This window comes from Haloarcula sp. NS06, from assembly GCF_051122755.1.
Lineage (GTDB): Archaea > Halobacteriota > Halobacteria > Halobacteriales > Haloarculaceae > Haloarcula.
Map to the genome: position 1 here is coordinate 2,366,196 of NZ_CP184844.1, position 15,762 is coordinate 2,381,957.

At 62.8% G+C, this 15,762-nt stretch carries 17 protein-coding genes; 5 read left to right on the forward strand and 12 right to left on the reverse strand.

Annotated elements, in window-relative coordinates; all coding sequences use genetic code 11:
* Positions 1-5: 5 nt before the first annotated feature.
* Positions 6-710, reverse strand: coding sequence for a YqjF family protein (locus ACODNH_RS16195; protein ID WP_306705987.1), 705 nt, complete (start codon positions 708-710; stop codon positions 6-8).
* 119 nt (positions 711-829) lie between these two features.
* Here ACODNH_RS16195 and ACODNH_RS16200 point away from each other — a divergent pair, with 119 nt between their 5' ends.
* Positions 830-1,330, forward strand: coding sequence for a macro domain-containing protein (locus ACODNH_RS16200; protein WP_306705989.1), 501 nt, complete (start codon positions 830-832; stop codon positions 1,328-1,330).
* Between the two features lie 7 nt (positions 1,331-1,337).
* On the opposite strand, the gene ACODNH_RS16205 is transcribed toward ACODNH_RS16200, so the two are convergent.
* The 5 genes from ACODNH_RS16205 to ACODNH_RS16225 are packed head-to-tail and all read right to left on the reverse strand — an operon-like array spanning position 1,338 to position 6,568.
* The gene (locus ACODNH_RS16205) at positions 1,338-1,631 is read right to left on the reverse strand and encodes a hypothetical protein (RefSeq protein ID WP_306705991.1); all 294 of its coding nucleotides are present in this window, start codon (positions 1,629-1,631) and stop codon (positions 1,338-1,340) included.
* Positions 1,632-1,688: 57 nt separating this feature from the next.
* Positions 1,689-2,666 carry an aldo/keto reductase gene (locus ACODNH_RS16210; protein ID WP_306705994.1) on the reverse strand — a complete coding sequence of 326 codons (978 nt, stop codon included), beginning with the start codon at positions 2,664-2,666 and terminating at the stop codon, positions 1,689-1,691.
* 43 nt (positions 2,667-2,709) lie between these two features.
* Positions 2,710-3,798: an ABC transporter permease gene (locus ACODNH_RS16215; RefSeq protein ID WP_306705999.1), complete on the reverse strand. Its 1,089-nt coding sequence runs from the start codon at positions 3,796-3,798 to the stop codon at positions 2,710-2,712.
* On the reverse strand, positions 3,791-5,665 hold the full coding sequence (locus ACODNH_RS16220; RefSeq protein WP_306706001.1) for a PrsW family intramembrane metalloprotease: 1,875 nt from the start codon (positions 5,663-5,665) through the stop codon (positions 3,791-3,793). The genes ACODNH_RS16215 and ACODNH_RS16220 overlap by 8 nt, the downstream gene beginning before the upstream one ends.
* Entirely contained in the window at positions 5,666-6,568 is a 903-nt protein-coding gene (locus ACODNH_RS16225) for an ABC transporter ATP-binding protein (RefSeq protein ID WP_306706003.1), read from the reverse strand.
* 60 nt (positions 6,569-6,628) lie between these two features.
* Between ACODNH_RS16225 and ACODNH_RS16230 the strand changes: the two genes are divergently transcribed.
* Positions 6,629-7,060, forward strand: coding sequence for an SRPBCC family protein (locus ACODNH_RS16230; RefSeq protein WP_306706005.1), 432 nt, complete (start codon positions 6,629-6,631; stop codon positions 7,058-7,060).
* A gap of 20 nt (positions 7,061-7,080) precedes the next feature.
* Here the strand turns inward: ACODNH_RS16230 and ACODNH_RS16235 are convergent, their stop codons facing one another.
* The 5 genes from ACODNH_RS16235 to sucC all read right to left on the reverse strand — a co-directional run bounded on the left by ACODNH_RS16235 (position 7,081) and on the right by sucC (position 11,949).
* Positions 7,081-8,151, reverse strand: a complete 1,071-nt coding sequence (locus ACODNH_RS16235) for a sensor histidine kinase (RefSeq protein WP_306706007.1) — start codon at positions 8,149-8,151, stop codon at positions 7,081-7,083.
* 262 nt (positions 8,152-8,413) lie between these two features.
* Positions 8,414-8,650 carry a hypothetical protein gene (locus tag ACODNH_RS16240; protein ID WP_004593153.1) on the reverse strand — a complete coding sequence of 79 codons (237 nt, stop codon included), beginning with the start codon at positions 8,648-8,650 and terminating at the stop codon, positions 8,414-8,416.
* 245 nt (positions 8,651-8,895) lie between these two features.
* The gene (locus ACODNH_RS16245) at positions 8,896-9,888 is read right to left on the reverse strand and encodes an ATP-binding protein (RefSeq protein ID WP_434530575.1); all 993 of its coding nucleotides are present in this window, start codon (positions 9,886-9,888) and stop codon (positions 8,896-8,898) included.
* Between the two features lie 43 nt (positions 9,889-9,931).
* A complete protein-coding gene (gene sucD / locus ACODNH_RS16250; protein WP_434530576.1) occupies positions 9,932-10,804 on the reverse strand; it encodes a succinate--CoA ligase subunit alpha in 873 nt (290 codons plus the stop codon).
* On the reverse strand, positions 10,801-11,949 hold the full coding sequence (sucC, locus tag ACODNH_RS16255; RefSeq protein ID WP_434530577.1) for an ADP-forming succinate--CoA ligase subunit beta: 1,149 nt from the start codon (positions 11,947-11,949) through the stop codon (positions 10,801-10,803). The genes sucD and sucC overlap by 4 nt, the downstream gene beginning before the upstream one ends.
* 229 nt (positions 11,950-12,178) lie before the next feature.
* Here sucC and ACODNH_RS16260 point away from each other — a divergent pair, with 229 nt between their 5' ends.
* Positions 12,179-12,961 carry an NAD-dependent protein deacylase gene (locus tag ACODNH_RS16260; protein ID WP_434530578.1) on the forward strand — a complete coding sequence of 261 codons (783 nt, stop codon included), beginning with the start codon at positions 12,179-12,181 and terminating at the stop codon, positions 12,959-12,961.
* Between the two features lie 15 nt (positions 12,962-12,976).
* Here the strand turns inward: ACODNH_RS16260 and ACODNH_RS16265 are convergent, their stop codons facing one another.
* Positions 12,977-13,402, reverse strand: coding sequence for a DUF5793 family protein (locus ACODNH_RS16265; protein ID WP_434530579.1), 426 nt, complete (start codon positions 13,400-13,402; stop codon positions 12,977-12,979).
* Positions 13,403-13,504: 102 nt separating this feature from the next.
* On the opposite strand from ACODNH_RS16265, the gene ACODNH_RS16270 reads away from it, so the two are divergent.
* Positions 13,505-14,005, forward strand: coding sequence for a TIGR04206 family protein (locus ACODNH_RS16270; protein ID WP_306706023.1), 501 nt, complete (start codon positions 13,505-13,507; stop codon positions 14,003-14,005).
* Between the two features lie 133 nt (positions 14,006-14,138).
* A complete protein-coding gene (locus ACODNH_RS16275; protein ID WP_306707474.1) occupies positions 14,139-15,761 on the forward strand; it encodes a type II/IV secretion system ATPase subunit in 1,623 nt (540 codons plus the stop codon).
* Position 15,762: the final 1 nt, after the last annotated feature.

Consider the following 15,762-nt stretch of genomic DNA (forward strand, 5'->3'; position numbering starts at 1 on the left):
ACACGCTAATCAGTGTACTGGGCGACCCCGTCAAGCCGGTGGAGCCGCCCCGCAGTCACCGGAATCTCGGCGCAGTAGTGGACGAGTGGGTCGCCGTCGGGTCTGTCGAACCCCGACGCGGCGAACAGACCGTTTGTCTGGATATCTGCCTGTCCACGCTGGAGCGGCCACGGTTCGTGGTCGATGTCGGCGTAATACACCGTCCCGTTGTCACTCGCGGCGTAGAAGCGGTACCGCTCCACCAGGAACGACTCCACAGAGCCCGGTTCGGGTGTCGACGGCGGCTCAGTCGGCTCGTAGGTGGCGTGGAAATCCGCCGACGGTGCCCGTGAACTGGTTCGACGGCTCCGGAACTCGACGCTGTCGCCGCCTGTCCGGACCTGCATCGACGCTTGGTAGTAGGACAACTGGAACAGCCGCCGGGCCAGCGTCACGCTGAGACGGTCGTCGGCGTCAAGGTTGTAGAAGTACACCCCCGGCGTCCCGTCGGCGATCACGTAGGTCCGGAGATTTAGCTCGCCGAAGGACCGCCCGATCGGACTGCCGCGCGGTCTGATGTCCGCCATCTGGAATGGGACCACACTGAGCCAGGCCTGCCCGTCGTACGTGTCGACATCGAGCCCGTCCGGCAGTGTCCTCTGGACACTGTCAGGCTCGACTGGCCAGTGCATGAACCCCACGTCCCGCCATGTCATCGTCAGCAGGTCCATGTCTATCTGTAGGGACTAGACCGGTTTCTGCCTGTCGTGGGGTGCGGTGACAGATACCAACAGAAGTGGCCGGCCGCACCGGCACTAAAACTTTGTCAGTCCCACTCCCAGCATCGCGTATGGAGTTCGAGGTAATCCAGGGCGACATCGCTGCACAGTCGGCGGACGCACTGGTCAACGCGGCGAACACCAGCCTACGAATGGGCTCCGGCGTTGCCGGAGCGCTCAAGCGCGCAGCTGGGTCGGGCCTGAACGACGAGGCCGTCGCGAAAGGGCCGGTCAACCTCGGTGGTGTTGCCACGACCGACGCCTATGACCTCAACGCTGAGTACGTCATCCACGCCGCCGCGATGCCACCGGGCGGCCAGTCGACTGCCGAGAGCATCCGGAACGCAACCCGAAACGCACTGACGGAGGCGGACGCGCTGGACTGTGAGTCAGTCGTTTTCCCGGCCATCGGGTGTGGCATCGCTGGCTTCGACTTCGAGGAGGGGATCAGCATCATCTGCGCTGTTATCGACGAGTACCAGCCTGACTCCATGACAGACGTGCGACTCATCGCCTACTCCGACGACGACTTCGAAGGGATGCAACGAGTCGCGGCTGGCGTTCGCGACTGACTGTCCGCTACAGCAAGTGCACGCGCCCGGCACGCCATTCCCAGGCGACTTCCAGTGCGATCCAGCAGACGAGCCATATGGCGGCGAGGCTAAACACCAGCCACGTCGACCCGAGATACGCTGTGGTATCGGCGGCAGACTGAAGCCACGGATACGCCTGCACACCGACGACAAGCGTCGCGACGAGCCCCAGTATCCCGGTCATGTAGTGTTCGACCGCGGTGCCTATCGAGCAGACGCAGGTGCTACTGTCCGTCGTCTCCTCAAGTGTCTCACTGCTCGGCCCCCGAGCGTTGGTCATTGTTACCTTTCCTCAAGCTAGCAATTAATCATACAACATATTAACCGTTTCGGCGGCTTACTCGTGGCCTGATACCCGAACTGGCTCGTAGGGGGCTTCCAGCCACTCCACGTCGCTCTCCGAGAGGTCTATTTCGAGCGCCGCCACGGCTTCTTCAAGGTGTTCGAGGCTACTCGTGCCGATAATCGGTGCGTCAACCCACTCCTTGTCGAGCACCCAGGCCAGCGCTATCTGTGCCATTGAGGCGTCGTACTCGTCGGCCAGTTCCTGCACGCGCTCGTTGACCTCACGGCCGTTGCCCTCGTAGTAGGGGTGTTCGCGGGCGTAATCGTCCGTCTCACCTCGGACCGTCTCCTCGACCTGCTCGTGTGGACGGGTGAGATAGCCCCGGGCCAGCGGACTCCACGGGATGACGCCGACGTTCTCTTTGTCACACAGCGGCAGCATCTCGCGCTCCTCCTCGCGGTACAGCAGATTATAGTGGTTCTGCATCGTCTCGAACCGTTCCAGCCCCTCGCGTTCGCTCGTCCGAAGCGCGTCTGCGAACTGGTGGGTCCACATCGACGACGCGCCGACGTAGCGCGCCTGGCCCCGTCTGACGGCGTCGTCCAGCGCCCGGAGCGTCTGCTCGATGGGCGTGTCGTAATCCCAGCGGTGGATCTGATAGAGGTCGACGGTGTCCATTCCGAGCCTGTCCAGCGAGTTCGACAGTTCCTGCTCGATGGCTTTCCGCGAGAGCCCCCCGGAGTTGGGGTTGTCCTCGTCCATCTGGAAGTACCCTTTCGTCGCCACGACCTGCCCGTCGCGGTCGTAGTCGTCGAGGACGGTCCCGAGGACGCGCTCGGACTCGCCCATCGAGTACATATTGGCCGAGTCAAAGAAGTTGATGCCGAGGTCGATGGCCCGCTCGATAACCTCGCGACTCTCGTCTTCGTCGAGCACCCAGTCGCGCCACTCCGAGGTTCCGAAGCTCATACAGCCCAGACAGAGCCGGCTGACCTCCATGCCAGTCGACCCGAGTGTCGTGTACTCCATACTCAGGTTCGCGTTCGCGCTGGCGAAAAAGGTTCGCCGTCGGTTACAGTGACTCAGCTGCGAATCGCCCGATGTACACTCTGGCGGCGGCGTAGCCGGCGACCGCAAGCAGGACCGCCCCGCCGACGTGGCTGTAGGTCAGTAGGGTTGGACTATCGACCGCAAGCTTCGCCACCGTCGTTGCCGGGTGTTCCGGGAGGAGCACGGCTCCGCCAAAGAGCACGAGGGTAAGCACCGAGAACAGCAGCTGCGCCGGGCGACGGTTCTGGAGCGTGATGCCCAGCACGACCCCGAGCGTCACAACGACGACGGTGACTGCCGTGATGAATAGCAGAATCGCCGCCGGGTTCGAGACGGCGATACCGTTCGTCGACAGCAGCGCAAGCCACATGAGCGCCTGTGCGGGGGCAAGCAACACCATCCCGAGCGCCTTCCCGTCGATGATGTCAAGCAGCGACACCGGGGCCACACGGAGCAGTTCCATCGTCCCGCGCTCGATCTCCTCGGTGACGGTGTCGACGGCCACCGAGCCGCTGATGAACGGCGGGAGGAACAGCAACAGCGGAATCAGGATGGTGTAGGTGAACCCGAAGTACTGGCTCGCGCTGACAGTGTCTGGGAGCGGTACGGGCGGTTTGTCAAGATACGGCGTCCGCTCCAGTCGCTCCTGGCGCTCTAAGCCGCTGAGGACCCGGCGTACTTCGACGACGATGAGCGTCGACCGGATGCTTCCCTCGGGGACAACGGCAGTGACCTGTATCTGCTCCCCCGGCCCGCGTGTCGACGGCACGTACTCACCGCGCAGTATTGCATCTACCTGACGCTGGTCGAACGCCCGCTGTGCGGCGGCCTCGTTTTCGAAGGCCGTGACGCTGGTCCCGTCCTGTTCAGCGGCCGCGGCCTCCAGTTCCTCGCGGGCATCGCCGGTGACGGCCATCTCCACCTCACCGGCTGCGACCGAGCTTGGGTCGTACAGCGACGTGAGACCGACGACGAGGAACGATGAGAACCCCGCGACGAATAGCTGAATGAGCAACGCCAGCACGATCGTTTTCTCGCGGGAGAGCGACCGGATGTCCCGCCGGGCCACGACGACCCGTGGGTCGCGCCAGAGGGGGCGGTCCTCAGACAAGGGTACTCACCACCGTGAAGTTGTAGGCAAAGTGAATCACGATAGCCACGGTTAGCGCAGCGACGTAGGCCCGTCGCCCGCGACTCGCGCCGACGGATGAGATGGCCGCCGTCACCGTGTGCAACGCCAGCGGAAGCAGGAACAGGAGCCCAGCAACCCACAGCGGCAGGCCGGCGGGCAACGTTGCGCCCTGCAGAGCGGCTTCTCCAATGGGGAGACTTTCCAGGTCTGAGAGCCTAGCGATAAGCATCCCTTTTTCCCCGATGAAGAAGCCGAGTCCGGAGAGCGCACCGATGCCGAGTGCCGACCAGAGCGTCCGCTCGTAACGGGCGTGCTCGTAGCCGGCGTAGACGTGCAGGCTCTTTGCCAGTTCCTCGATGATGACGATGACGCCGAGCACCAGCACGATACCGAGCGACTGGTTCGTCCCGAAGACGTTCAGCGACACCGAATCGAGGACGAACAGGAACGCGATGGCTGCCAGTTCGGCGACGATGACCAGTGGCAACAGGACGATACTCATCTTCAGCGCGCTCCGGCGGGAGTTGATACCACCGGCCAGCGCATCGAGCACTTTCAGCGGAATCGGCCGCTGAGTGAACATATCTTCTTCCCGGTAGAGACCGGCTCCCAGACCGAATAGCACCAGTCCAGTCAGCAGCGGCGGGACCGTCGAGAAAACGAACGACGAGAGCCCGACCGACTGGCCAGTCAGGTCGAGCACGACCAGCGTCAGCGGCGAGATGAGCGCGATCGGTGTCACGTCGGTGAAGATGGCCGGGACGAACGCGTAGGATGTCAGCGTCACCGTTATCGTCACCGTTACGAAGGTGAGTTCCTTGAACGAGCGGGCGAACATCGCCCCACAGAACGTCGCCGAGAGGAAGAGAACGACGAGCGGGATCACTGCCAGCACCGCGACATAACTCCCTGCCGGCGCGATGTTCCCGAACCGCAGCGCAGCGGTGATGAGCGTCGCCACCCCGACAGCGCCCGCGAGGTACGGAAGCGTCTTGCCGCCGATGATGTCGCCCCGCGAGGCTGGCGTCACCAGCAGGAGTTCACCGCGGCGGTTCAACCGTTCTGAGAGCATCGATGAGCCGTAGGCCTGGATGACGAAGTTCATCGGCACGATGTAGAGGAAAGCGAGCACGAGCGATTCGAAGGGGAACGGCGGCGAAATGTCAGAGGGGGTGCCGCCCTGCACGTCGCCGGTCAATCGTGCGCCGATAGCGCCGAGGTTCGCACCGCTGCCGCCGGCGGTTCCGCCGTCACCCCCGCCGCTCGCGGCTGACCCACCAGAACCGCCCGTGTCCGAACCGTCACCACTGCCGCCGGTACTTGTCTCACTGCCGTCCGAGGAACTCGACCCATCGCTGCTGTCGTCACTCCGGGGGTCAAGCTGACTGCTTCCCGACTGTTGCTCGTAGACAAGCGTCACAGAAACGGGGAAGGCGGCGGTCTGGTTGTCATCCTGAGCGAGTGTACGGTCGTTGTACTGCGCCGTGCTGTCGCGGAGTTCAGTGAGTGCGGCCCGCTCTTTGGCCGTCCGTGGAACGCTCTGTAGCTGGGTCCCCCGGTACAGGAGTTCCTGTTGGTGTCGCTCGACGGCAGCAGGGTCTGGCTCACGGATATCGAACGTCGAGTCATCGGCTGCGACGCCGTAGTACGGACTGTCGTCGTCAACGCCGATCCGGTAGATGCCGTCGTCCATCCCCGCACCGGTGCCACCACTGACGGCTATTGCTGCGACCGCCCCCATCGCAACGAGGGAAAGCGCCATCACGACGATGGTTCGCTTGTCGACGCCACCAGCGTTTTTTGTCACCTCCCACCTCGCAACACGCAGGAGCTTATCCAGTTGCATCTACTCCGCGTCCTCCTCGACGTACCGCGTGCCGCGAGTGCCGGCCTCGGCGACGTTGAGGAACACCTCCTCCAGACTGGACTCTTCCGTCCGTATGTCCACCACATCACCGCCGTTTGACTCCGCCTGTTCCCGCGTTGCTTCGACGGCGTCCATGCTCTCGACGACCCGCTTGTACGATCCGTTCTCCTGCACTGCGTCGGGCACGTCGACTGTCGTGTAGACGTGATACCGCGTGTGGCCGTACTCGGCTTGGAGTTCGTCGAGATCGCCGCGAGCGACGATCTCCCCTTCGTTCATTATGACGACCCGGTCACAGATCGATTCGACGTGAAAGAGGTTATGCGCCGAGAAAACGATGGTTTTGCCCTCCTTCGCTAACTGTTCAGTGAACTCGATGACGTAGTTCGTCGTCAGCGGATCCAGCCCCGACGCCGGCTCGTCGTAGATGAGCACGTCGGGATCGTTGATAAGGGAGCGGGCGATGGCGACCTTCCGTTTCATTCCTTTGGACATGTCGCCGAGCTTCCGGTCGCGGTGTTCGAGTTCCAGTTCGTCCAGCGTGTCGTGCATCCGTTCCTCGGCCACATCTGGGTCCACGTCGTACAGATCGGCGAAGAATTTCAGGTAGGAGATCGGCGTCATCTCCTCGTACAGCGGTGATTCCTCGGGCAGAAAGCCCAGCTGCTGGCGCATCTCCGCGGTTTCAGTATCGAGCCCCGCTATCTCGGCGGAGCCGCTCGTTGGCTCCAGCAGGCCCGCAAGCATCTTCAGCGTCGTCGTCTTGCCGGCCCCGTTTGGCCCGATGATACCGAACACTTCGCCGCGGTCGACCGAAAACGAACTGCCCTGTACAGCGACGAAACCGCCGTACTCCTTCCGAATATCACGGGCGTCAATCATCTGCCGATTGATTATGAGTGAACTAACCTATACCTTGGCTCCGGCCTATTGCTTCTGATAATGGCACTCGAACTGGGAACGAGCAGCGTTTCGTTTGAGAAAACACCGGACGGACGACGCCTTCTCGTCCGGCACGACGTCGACGCGTCGGTCGACATTGTGTGGGACGTCCTGACCGACACCGACTGCTGGGCAGACTGGGGGCCATCTGTCACAGCCGTCGAAACAGTGACCCGGTATATCGACGACGGGACGACCGGCCGCGTTCGCGTTGCTGGTGCGGTGTGGCTCCCGTTTGAAGTGACAGCGTGTACGCCGTACCGCTGGACGTGGAACGTTGCACGGCTCCCAGCGACTGGTCACTTCGCTGAGGAACGGGCTGGCGGCTCCGTCGTCGGATTCGAAATTCCCCCGCTGGCGACTGGCTACGCCCCGGTGTGTGCCCGAGCGTGCCAGCGGATCGCCGCTCTGGCACAGCAACGCGAGGCATAGGCAGCGACCGCGCTGACTCATCAGGGCTGTATCGGTGTCTTCGAGCGCGTGTAGGCCTCTCCGTTGAATCCATCCGTCTCCGTGACGTTCGTAATCTCGAAGCGTGTCCCGCCCCCGTCGCTTTCAGTCACGTCGATCTCCCAGCCGTGGGCTTCAACGATGCGCTGGACGATTGCCAGCCCCAGCCCACCTTCGCCGTCGGTGGTAGTGTAGCCGTCGTCGAGTATCGCATCACGCTTTTCCGACGGGATTCCGGAGCCGTTATCGGCAACGTAAAATCCCTCAGGCATCTCGCCGACACGAATCGTCAGGTCAGCACTGCCACGGTCGAGGGTGTCCGCTGACGGTGACTGCCCGCCTGTGGACCCGTACTCGACACTGTCATCGGACCCCGTTTGACTGCCTGTAGAACCATGCTCCACAGCGTTCCGAAACAGGTTCTCGAACAGGTGGCGGAGCCGATCCGGGTCGGCGTCGATGACGGCTGTCACCTCGTTTTCTAGCGTCGCGCCCATCGTCGGCACGGCCTCCCAGCAGCTGTCGACCAGTTCCCCGAGAGCAACGGTCTCCGTCTCGCTGATGACGTGCCCGCTCCGGGCCAGCGTTAGGGTCCGGTCGATGAGTGTCTCCATTCGGTCCATCGCTGTTGCAGCCGCCTTCAGGTGCTTCGAGTCGCGGTCCATTCGCTCGAGTTCGACCTGCCCGGACGCGACGTTGAGCGGGTTCCGGAGGTCGTGTGCCACAACGGCGGCGAACTCGTCGAGCCGTTCGTTGCGCTGCTCGATGGCCTCCCGGTGGAGTCGATGTCGCTCGGCCTCGACAGCCCGGGATATCGCTCGCGCCTCGAAGATACCCATCATGAGGCCACCAGCGCCGCCGACGTCAGCCGCGAACAGTGCCCAGCCGATGTCTTCACCCAGCGACCCTGTCGGCCAGGTGAAAATCATCACCACATTCAACAGTAGAAAAGAGACGAGTCCGCCAGCGAACCAGACCCCGATACGTCGATACCGATCCGGACCGATCTTCGAGTTGCCGAGCCAGAACCCGCCGACGATGATCGCCGCTGCAAACGGCACGATTACCAGCATACTGACCACAAAATCTGCAGTAAAAAGGACTGGCAGTCCAGCGTCAGAGAAATAAAAATAGGTACCCACGCCTCCGAGCAGGAGGAACCACCCAACTCCCTGAATAAGGGCTGGCAGGCGATCTGAGCGGCGATCTGGGTCTGTCACTTCCGCATTGGTTTGTTAGGCGTGCATTTACCGCTGCTGGCCAACTGAACGGGCGTTCGACATCTGCTCCGGCGTTGTCGTCCGACAGTTGCCGTCCCGGCCTGTTCTTTGCCAGCTACTGCTTGGTCACGCGTGCGTCCGATACTTTATGAATGTCGTCGTCGATGCCGGTGCCGTCACAGTCGTCATTCGGACATCGATAGTGCCAGCCATCTTCCGTGGCCGCTCGTTCGGTGAATCGGTCGCCACATTCGTCACAGTAGAGCTGTCCGTCCGAACATGTGTCGCGGTGGAGTTCGAGTTCGAGTTCTGTACCGAAGGTCCGCTTACAGTTCCGACAAATATGAGGCATATTCGGAAATACTGATTCATCCCTTATAGCGATACCGGAACGTTCACGGCCGCTTCTTTCCGTTGACGGAAGGTTCGGGCCGGCCGCCGTCCGTCGGTTTTCGGCATCACATACATCTCACATCTTGGACAGTAATGGTTGACAGAACTGACTAGCGATGTACACATCTCGGCAACAGCCAGTTCGGTGTCAGACACCGTAGCCACTGTCTCCAAGAGGTCCACATGTCTTTCATGCCTCGACGGCTAGGCTGTCGTCAGGTCGATCCGCGTGCCGCCAGATTCGCTCTCGCCGACCGACACGGTCCACCCGTGGGCTCTCGCCGCCGTGTCGACGAGGAACAGTCCGTATCCCTCTCCTTCCCGCGTTGTCCCGAAGCCTTGGTCGAACACTTCACTGCGGTCCGATTCGGGAATCCCCGGGCCGTCATCGGCCACGTAGAACCCAGACTCGGTGGCACCGATGGTGACAGTTACGGGTTCCTTGCTGTGTGTGACCGCGTTGTCGAACAGCTCGCGAAGGAGCAACTGTAGTCGGTCGTTTTCGGCGTCGACAGACACGTCAGTCACCACTTCCAGCGTCGCATTCTCGTAGCTCTCTGCGGCCCAGACTTCAGTGGCTACGTCAGAAACCGAGAGCGAGTCCGTTTCCGAGACGGGGCACGCGGTGCTTCCGATGCGGGAGAGGTCGGTAAGCAGCGTCTCGACTCGGTTGACGGACCGAAGTAATGCGTCTTCATGGGGCTCACCAATGTCCAGTAGCTCTAACCGGCCCATGACAACGTTCAGTGGGTTCTTCGCGTCGTGGGAGATGCCGCTCGAAATCTTGTCCCACTGTCCGGCACCGACCCGCCAGTCAGTCGGCCACCGGGCTGCGTACGCTTCAAGTTTCGCGGCTAGCAGGGATGCCGGCGCTTCTGCGGTCACATAATCAGTGACGCCGGCCTGGAGCGCCTCGGTGACCCGGTCCGGTTCGGGGTCGGTCCCGACAAGCACAATCGGAATCTCGGCCCCGCCTGCCCGCAGTTCCTCGAATACCGCAACCCCGTCGTATTCACCGTCGTCATTGAGGACGACACCCCTGACGTCCCCGTTGTTCAGCCGGTCCTGTACGGTGCTCGTGTCTCGGACGGCCTCGGCTGTTGCCTCATCTGTCGTCAGTGCTTCGGAGAGCGCCCTAGCCAGATCAGTCACTTCGGTACCGGCCACGAGATAGACGGTGCCACGAGCAGGCGTCATTTGGTAACACTACGAAAACTGGCGATAAGAAACCGACGGTGCCCTACAGCAAGTCTTCGACGTGGTCGGCGACTTCTTCCGGCGTGTCACCGACTGGGACACCGTTGTCCTCTAGCGCGGTAATCTTCGACTGCGCGGTCCCGGTACCGGAGCCGGAGACGATAGCGCCGGCGTGACCCATGCGCTTTCCGGGCGGCGCGGTCCGACCGGCGATGAAGCCAGCGACCGGCGTGTCCATGTGCTCGCCGATGAAGCGCGCGGCCTCCTCCTCGTCCTCGCCGCCGATTTCGCCACACATGACGACGGCGTGAGTGTCGGGGTCGGCCTCGAACTGTTCGAGCGCACCGATGAAGTCCGTCCCGATGATCGGGTCGCCGCCGATGCCGATGGCCGTCGACTGACCGATGCCACGGTTGGTGAGGTTGTCGACAACCTGGTAGGTCAGCGTCCCCGAACGGGAGACGAGACCGACGTTCCCCTCGGAGAAGATGTTCCCCGGGAGGATACCGAGCTTGGCGACGCCGGGCGTGATGACGCCGGGGCAGTTCGGACCGACGAGATGCGTGTCGGTCTCCTGCAGTTTGCGGTAGACCCGGGCCATGTCCTGTGTCGGGATGCCCTCGGTAATGGCGACGACGAGGTCGATACCGTCCGCGTCGAGCGCCTCGAAGCAGGCGTCGCCGGCGAAGGCCGGCGGCACGAATACGACAGCGGCGTTCGCGTCAGCCTCGCGGGCCGCGCCCTGGACGGTGTCAAACACCGGCACGCCGGCGACTTCCTGCCCACCGCGGCCGGGCACTGCGCCGGCGACGACGTTTGTGCCGTACTCCAGCATCTGTTCGGTGTGGAACTTCCCTTCACCGCCGGTGATTCCCTGTACAACGACGCGCGTGTCTTCGTCGACTCGAACACTCATGCTTCCACCCCCTTTGCGTACTCAACCGCACGCTGGACGGCGTCTTCCAGCGTATGCTCGACTGTCACCAGATCCTCGTTCAGGATCTCCATTCCCTCCTCTGCGTTGGTCCCTGCGAGTCGGACGGTGACTGGCTTTGGAATCTCGTCGAACTGCTCCAGCGCCTGATTGATGCCGTTGGCGACCTCGTCGCCACGGGTGATACCGCCGAAGATGTTGAACACGACTGAATCGACGTTCTCATCGGAGAACACCATATCGAGCGCGTTTGCGATGCGGTCGGCCTTCGCGCCGCCACCGACATCGAGGAAGTTGGCGGGCTCGCCGTCGTAGTAATCAACGAGGTCCAGCGTCGTCATCACGAGGCCTGCGCCGTTGCCGATGATACCGACGTTGCCGTCGAGTCGGACGTAGTCGAAGCCGTACTCGTCGGCCTTCTGTTCGAGTTCGTCGCCTTCTGCTGCTTCCTCGCCCATCTCCGCGATTTCGGGCTGGCGGAACAGGGCGTCACCGTCGACGTTCATCACTGCGTCGGCCGCGATGACCTCGTCGTCGCTGGTAATCATCAGCGGGTTGATTTCCGTGTCAGCGCCGTCACGGTCGTCCCAGAGCTGGTACAGCGTCGTGAGAACGCTCGCAACGTCGTTTGCGACCTCGCGGTCGACGCCGGCCTCGTAGACGACTTTCCGGGCCTGGAACGGGTGCATCCCGAACGCGGGGTCGATGTGCTCTCGGGCGATGGCGTCGGGGTCCTCCTCGGCGACCTCCTCGATGTTGACGCCACCTTTCGTCGAGACCATTGCGACCGGGCGGCCCTCGCCGCGGTCCATCGTCACGCCGACGTACAGCTCGTTAACGAAGTCGACGGCTTCCTCGACGAGCACCGTCGAGACGTGGTAGCCCTTGAGGTCCATCCCGATGATGTCCTCGGCGGCCTCGCGAGCCTCTTCCTTTGACTCGACGAGCTTGATGCCGCCGGCCTTGCCGCGGCCGCCCACGTGGACCTGTGCCTTGATGGCGACCGGATATCCGATTTCCTCGGCCGCGTCGACGGCCTCATCTACTGTCTTGGCCAGCTGCGAGGCGGGCGTCGGGATGCCCGCGTCAGCGAAGACTTGCTTCGCCTGGTATTCGTGCAAGCGCATGTCATGCAGAAAGGCGGGCGGTGGCGATTTAAATCCGTCCGTTTCTCTTCCTGCGACCAAGCGGGGCCAGTCCCAGGTCCCAGTTTACTGTGGGTGGCGAGAGCGAGCTGTGCGTACGCAGTGCCATGGATGCAGTACGGAGACTCAGAACACGAGGGCGCGTCCGCGGGTGTCCTCGCTGTCGGGTTCAATCCGATAGACCCACAGCCTCAGACTCCGAAGCGAGCACATGGCCGACGACAGGCACGGAATCGACGATATTGATGGCGATACGCTTGATGCTGTGGCTAATGCGCTTCGCACCGCCGAAACTGCTGTCGCGCTCACCGGTGCAGGCGTCTCGACCGCATCGGGCATCCCCTCCTTCCGCGGCGACGACGGTATCTGGGAACGCCACGACCCGGCCGACTTCCACCGCCGTCGGCTCGATGCCGACCCAGCGGGCTTCTGGGCGGACCGGCTCTCGCTTCGGGAGGCTATCTACGGCGACATAGATCCCGAACCTAACGCCGCCCACGAGGCACTGGCGACACTCGAATCTGCGGGGCACCTCGACGCCGTGCTCACGCAGAACATCGACGGGCTGCACGACGCCGCCGGGACGGACCGGATCGTCGAACTGCACGGAACCCATCGGCGCGTGGTCTGTGACGACTGTGGCCACCGACGGGACGCGGAAGCGGTATTCGAACAGGCCGCCGAAAGCAGCGACTTGCCGCCACGCTGTGACTGCGGCGGCGTCTACCGGCCCGATGTGGTGCTGTTCGGCGAACCAATGCCCGACGTGGCGATGAACGAAGCCCAGCGCCTCGCACGGGACAGTGACGTGCTTCTGGCGGTTGGGTCGTCGCTGTCGGTCCAGCCGGCGTCGCTCCTGCCGAAAATCGCGGCAGAAGCGGGCAGCACGCTGGTCGTAATAAACTACGAGGAGACGCCGCGTGACACGAATGCGGCGCACGTGCTTCGTGCGGATGTCACGCAGGTTCTTCCGGCGATTGGTAAGCGGGTCTAGCAGCGCGGAGACGGCTTACAGCTCAACGCTGCCGGGTATCAGGCTCTGCCCGCGCAGGAGGCTCCCATCGTGGTCGTAGACGAGCAGCGTCCGTAGCTCGTAGGTCCGCGACTCGCCCTCGCCGTCGGTGAGGCGGACTGTAAACTGTGGGTCTTCTTGGGCGTCCGCAGCGGAAACAAGTGCGTCGATGTCCGCCGTCGGTGCTGTCGCCTCGAAGACGTACTCGCCGGTGAGTCGGTTCGTCAGCGAGAGCACGCCGTCGCTCTCTGGCTGGCGGCGGAAGGTCACGTCGATCTCCTCGCCATCGAGTGTGCCGCCGTCTACTTTGCTGAGGCGTTCACGGAGCTCTCCTGTCGGCCCATCGTATACAATCGCGACCGTGGGGTCGTCGTTGTCGGTGGCCGAAGCTTGGATGTCGACGGTGAAGTAATCACGCCTCATTCCGGTGTTTACAGGTACGTGGCCCGGCCAAATGAACGTAACGGCGCACCGACTGTTGGTATCGGTAGCTTTTACCGGACCGGCCTACCCTCTGACAGTAGTATGGCCTGGGTGAAATCAGAGTACGCGGGCGAGTTCGCGGTGCTTGCGACGTGGCTCGTGGGACTGGCTCCGTGGTCGGTGTCGCTGTTCGAGATCGAGGGGGTCACTGTCGTCGGGCTTCGCTTTCTCCCGTTCCGGTTCCAGTTCATCTTCGGAGCGACCCTCCCCGGAGAGCGGCCATTTCTCTGGGCGTGGCAGGTCGCCGCGTTCCAGGAGTCGGACCCGCTCACGCTCGCCGGAACACTCGGGGTCGCAGCCCTGTTCGTTTTCCTGTTCCCGCTCGGTCTCAGCCTCTACTACTACGCCGCTGAGGACCGCGTTGAGGCCGCCCTTCCTGTGGACCCGGTACGAGTGTTCGGCGGGCTACTCGGGCTTGTTGGCGTCCTCACGCTCGCTGCCAGCGGGCTGTTCATCACGTCGTTTCCCGGCATCACCGTCCCCATCGGGGCGCTTGTCGCGCTCGTGTTCGCCTATCTGCTGCTGACCGTCGACCGCGCGTGACAGCCAGTCCGGTCCCGTTCGTCCGACCGCTGGCGATTATACTCCTGATAATTTGGCGAGCGAATTTAAGTAGGTGGATACGATAGCAGAGGTATATTCCGCGGAGCACCGTGTGCTCCCCACTGACCCACCAATGTCGAACCCAGAATCTCCCGAACCCGGTGACTTCGTTTCGGACCCGCTCGGCCACATCCAGTCGTGGCTCTCGCGGACCGCGACGGTGCTGAGCGGGTCAGCAGTTCCGACGGCGAACTACGACCCCAGTCGCCACGGGACACTGGTCGAGTTCGACGGGCTGGACGGCTACAACGAGGTCGACCGCTACTGGCTGAATGCTCCCTTCGCCTTCGCCTCTATCAACCACGACCCCGACCGCGACGAACACCTGTATCACGTCGTCGAGCCGTCGCTGAGCAACATCGAGCGAGAACTGCTCGACCGCCTGTTCGAGGATATCCGCATCCCGCTCATCTACCGCGACGATGTGGACACCGACCCGGAGCGCGTCCTCGCCGAGGAACTCGAAGCAAGACTGGAGGAGTATGGCGTCGTCATCGAGCCAGAGACGTTCTACCGCCTGTTTTACTACTTGCATCGCTCCTTCCAGGGCTACGGACACATCGACCCTCTGATGCACGATCCGGACATCGAGGACATCTCCTGTGACGGGGCGAACCTTCCCATCTTCGTCTACCACGACGGCTACACGGACATCGAGACGAACATCGTCTACGACGCCGACGAACTGAACGACTTCGTCATCCAGCTGGCCCAGCGCTCGGGGCGACACGTTTCCGTTTCGGACCCCGTCGTCTCGACGACGCTCCCGGACGGCTCCCGTATCGAACTGGCGCTTGGCGAAGAAGTGACCCCGCGCGGCTCCGCGTTCACCATCCGGAAGTACGCCGACGAGCCGTTCACACCTATCGAATTGCTGGAGTACGGCACATTCTCCGTCGAGATGCTGGCGTATCTCTGGCTGGCAATCGAGTCCAACAAGTCGCTCATCTTCGCCGGCGGCACGGCGGCCGGCAAGACCACGTCGATGAACGCGCTGGCAATGTTTCTCCCGCCCCGGTCGAAAGTACTCTCAATCGAGGACACCCGTGAGCTATCCCTGTATCACGATAACTGGCTTTCCTCGGTCACCCGTGAGCGACTGGACGATTCGGACATCACGATGTACGACCTACTACGGTCCGCGCTGCGGCACCGTCCCGAGTACATCATCGTCGGCGAGGTTCGTGGCGAGGAAGCTATCACGCTGTTCCAGGCGATGAACACTGGCCACACGACCTTCTCGACAATGCACGCGGACTCGGTCCAGACGGTCATCAATCGGCTGGAGAACGAGCCGATCAACGTCCCACGACCGATGGTTCAGAGCCTCGATATCCTCTGTGTGCAGGTGCTGGCCCGCTCGGGTGACGAGCGCGTCCGCCGTGCAAAGACGCTCGCCGAAATCGAGGGCATCGACCAGCGGACCGGTGAACTGGACTACTCGACGACGTACAACTGGCGAGCCACCGAGGACCGCTTCTCCGAGAACAACAGCGAGCTACTGGACGAAATCAGGGAGGAGCGCGGCTGGACGCAGTCGGAACTCCTGACCGAACTCCGCAACCGCCAGCGGTTCCTCCGCTATCTCCAGTCCGAAGGCATCACCGACTACCGGAAGTTCACGGCGATGGTCAACAAGTACTACGCGGACAAAGAGCAGGTCATAGCAAACATCGACGACGACGCGATAGCCTGAC

Bases quoted from the DNA above. Each gene is read 5' to 3' on its own strand.
- ACODNH_RS16225 (WP_306706003.1), bottom strand. From the start codon at position 6,568: ATGATTGACGCCCGTGATATTCGGAAGGAGTACGGCGGTTTCGTCGCT.
- ACODNH_RS16195 (WP_306705987.1), bottom strand. From the start codon at position 710: ATGGACCTGCTGACGATGACATGGCGGGACGTGGGGTTCATGCACTGG.
- ACODNH_RS16200 (WP_306705989.1), top strand. From the start codon at position 830: ATGGAGTTCGAGGTAATCCAGGGCGACATCGCTGCACAGTCGGCGGAC.
- sucD (WP_434530576.1), bottom strand. From the start codon at position 10,804: ATGAGTGTTCGAGTCGACGAAGACACGCGCGTCGTTGTACAGGGAATC.
- ACODNH_RS16275 (WP_306707474.1), top strand. From the start codon at position 14,139: ATGTCGAACCCAGAATCTCCCGAACCCGGTGACTTCGTTTCGGACCCG.
- sucC (WP_434530577.1), bottom strand. From the start codon at position 11,949: ATGCGCTTGCACGAATACCAGGCGAAGCAAGTCTTCGCTGACGCGGGC.
- ACODNH_RS16240 (WP_004593153.1), bottom strand. From the start codon at position 8,650: ATGCCTCATATTTGTCGGAACTGTAAGCGGACCTTCGGTACAGAACTC.
- ACODNH_RS16230 (WP_306706005.1), top strand. From the start codon at position 6,629: ATGGCACTCGAACTGGGAACGAGCAGCGTTTCGTTTGAGAAAACACCG.
- ACODNH_RS16220 (WP_306706001.1), bottom strand. From the start codon at position 5,665: ATGCAACTGGATAAGCTCCTGCGTGTTGCGAGGTGGGAGGTGACAAAA.
- ACODNH_RS16265 (WP_434530579.1), bottom strand. From the start codon at position 13,402: ATGAGGCGTGATTACTTCACCGTCGACATCCAAGCTTCGGCCACCGAC.
- ACODNH_RS16270 (WP_306706023.1), top strand. From the start codon at position 13,505: ATGGCCTGGGTGAAATCAGAGTACGCGGGCGAGTTCGCGGTGCTTGCG.
- ACODNH_RS16235 (WP_306706007.1), bottom strand. From the start codon at position 8,151: ATGCTGGTAATCGTGCCGTTTGCAGCGGCGATCATCGTCGGCGGGTTC.
- ACODNH_RS16245 (WP_434530575.1), bottom strand. From the start codon at position 9,888: ATGACGCCTGCTCGTGGCACCGTCTATCTCGTGGCCGGTACCGAAGTG.
- ACODNH_RS16260 (WP_434530578.1), top strand. From the start codon at position 12,179: ATGGCCGACGACAGGCACGGAATCGACGATATTGATGGCGATACGCTT.
- ACODNH_RS16205 (WP_306705991.1), bottom strand. From the start codon at position 1,631: ATGACCAACGCTCGGGGGCCGAGCAGTGAGACACTTGAGGAGACGACG.
- ACODNH_RS16210 (WP_306705994.1), bottom strand. From the start codon at position 2,666: ATGGAGTACACGACACTCGGGTCGACTGGCATGGAGGTCAGCCGGCTC.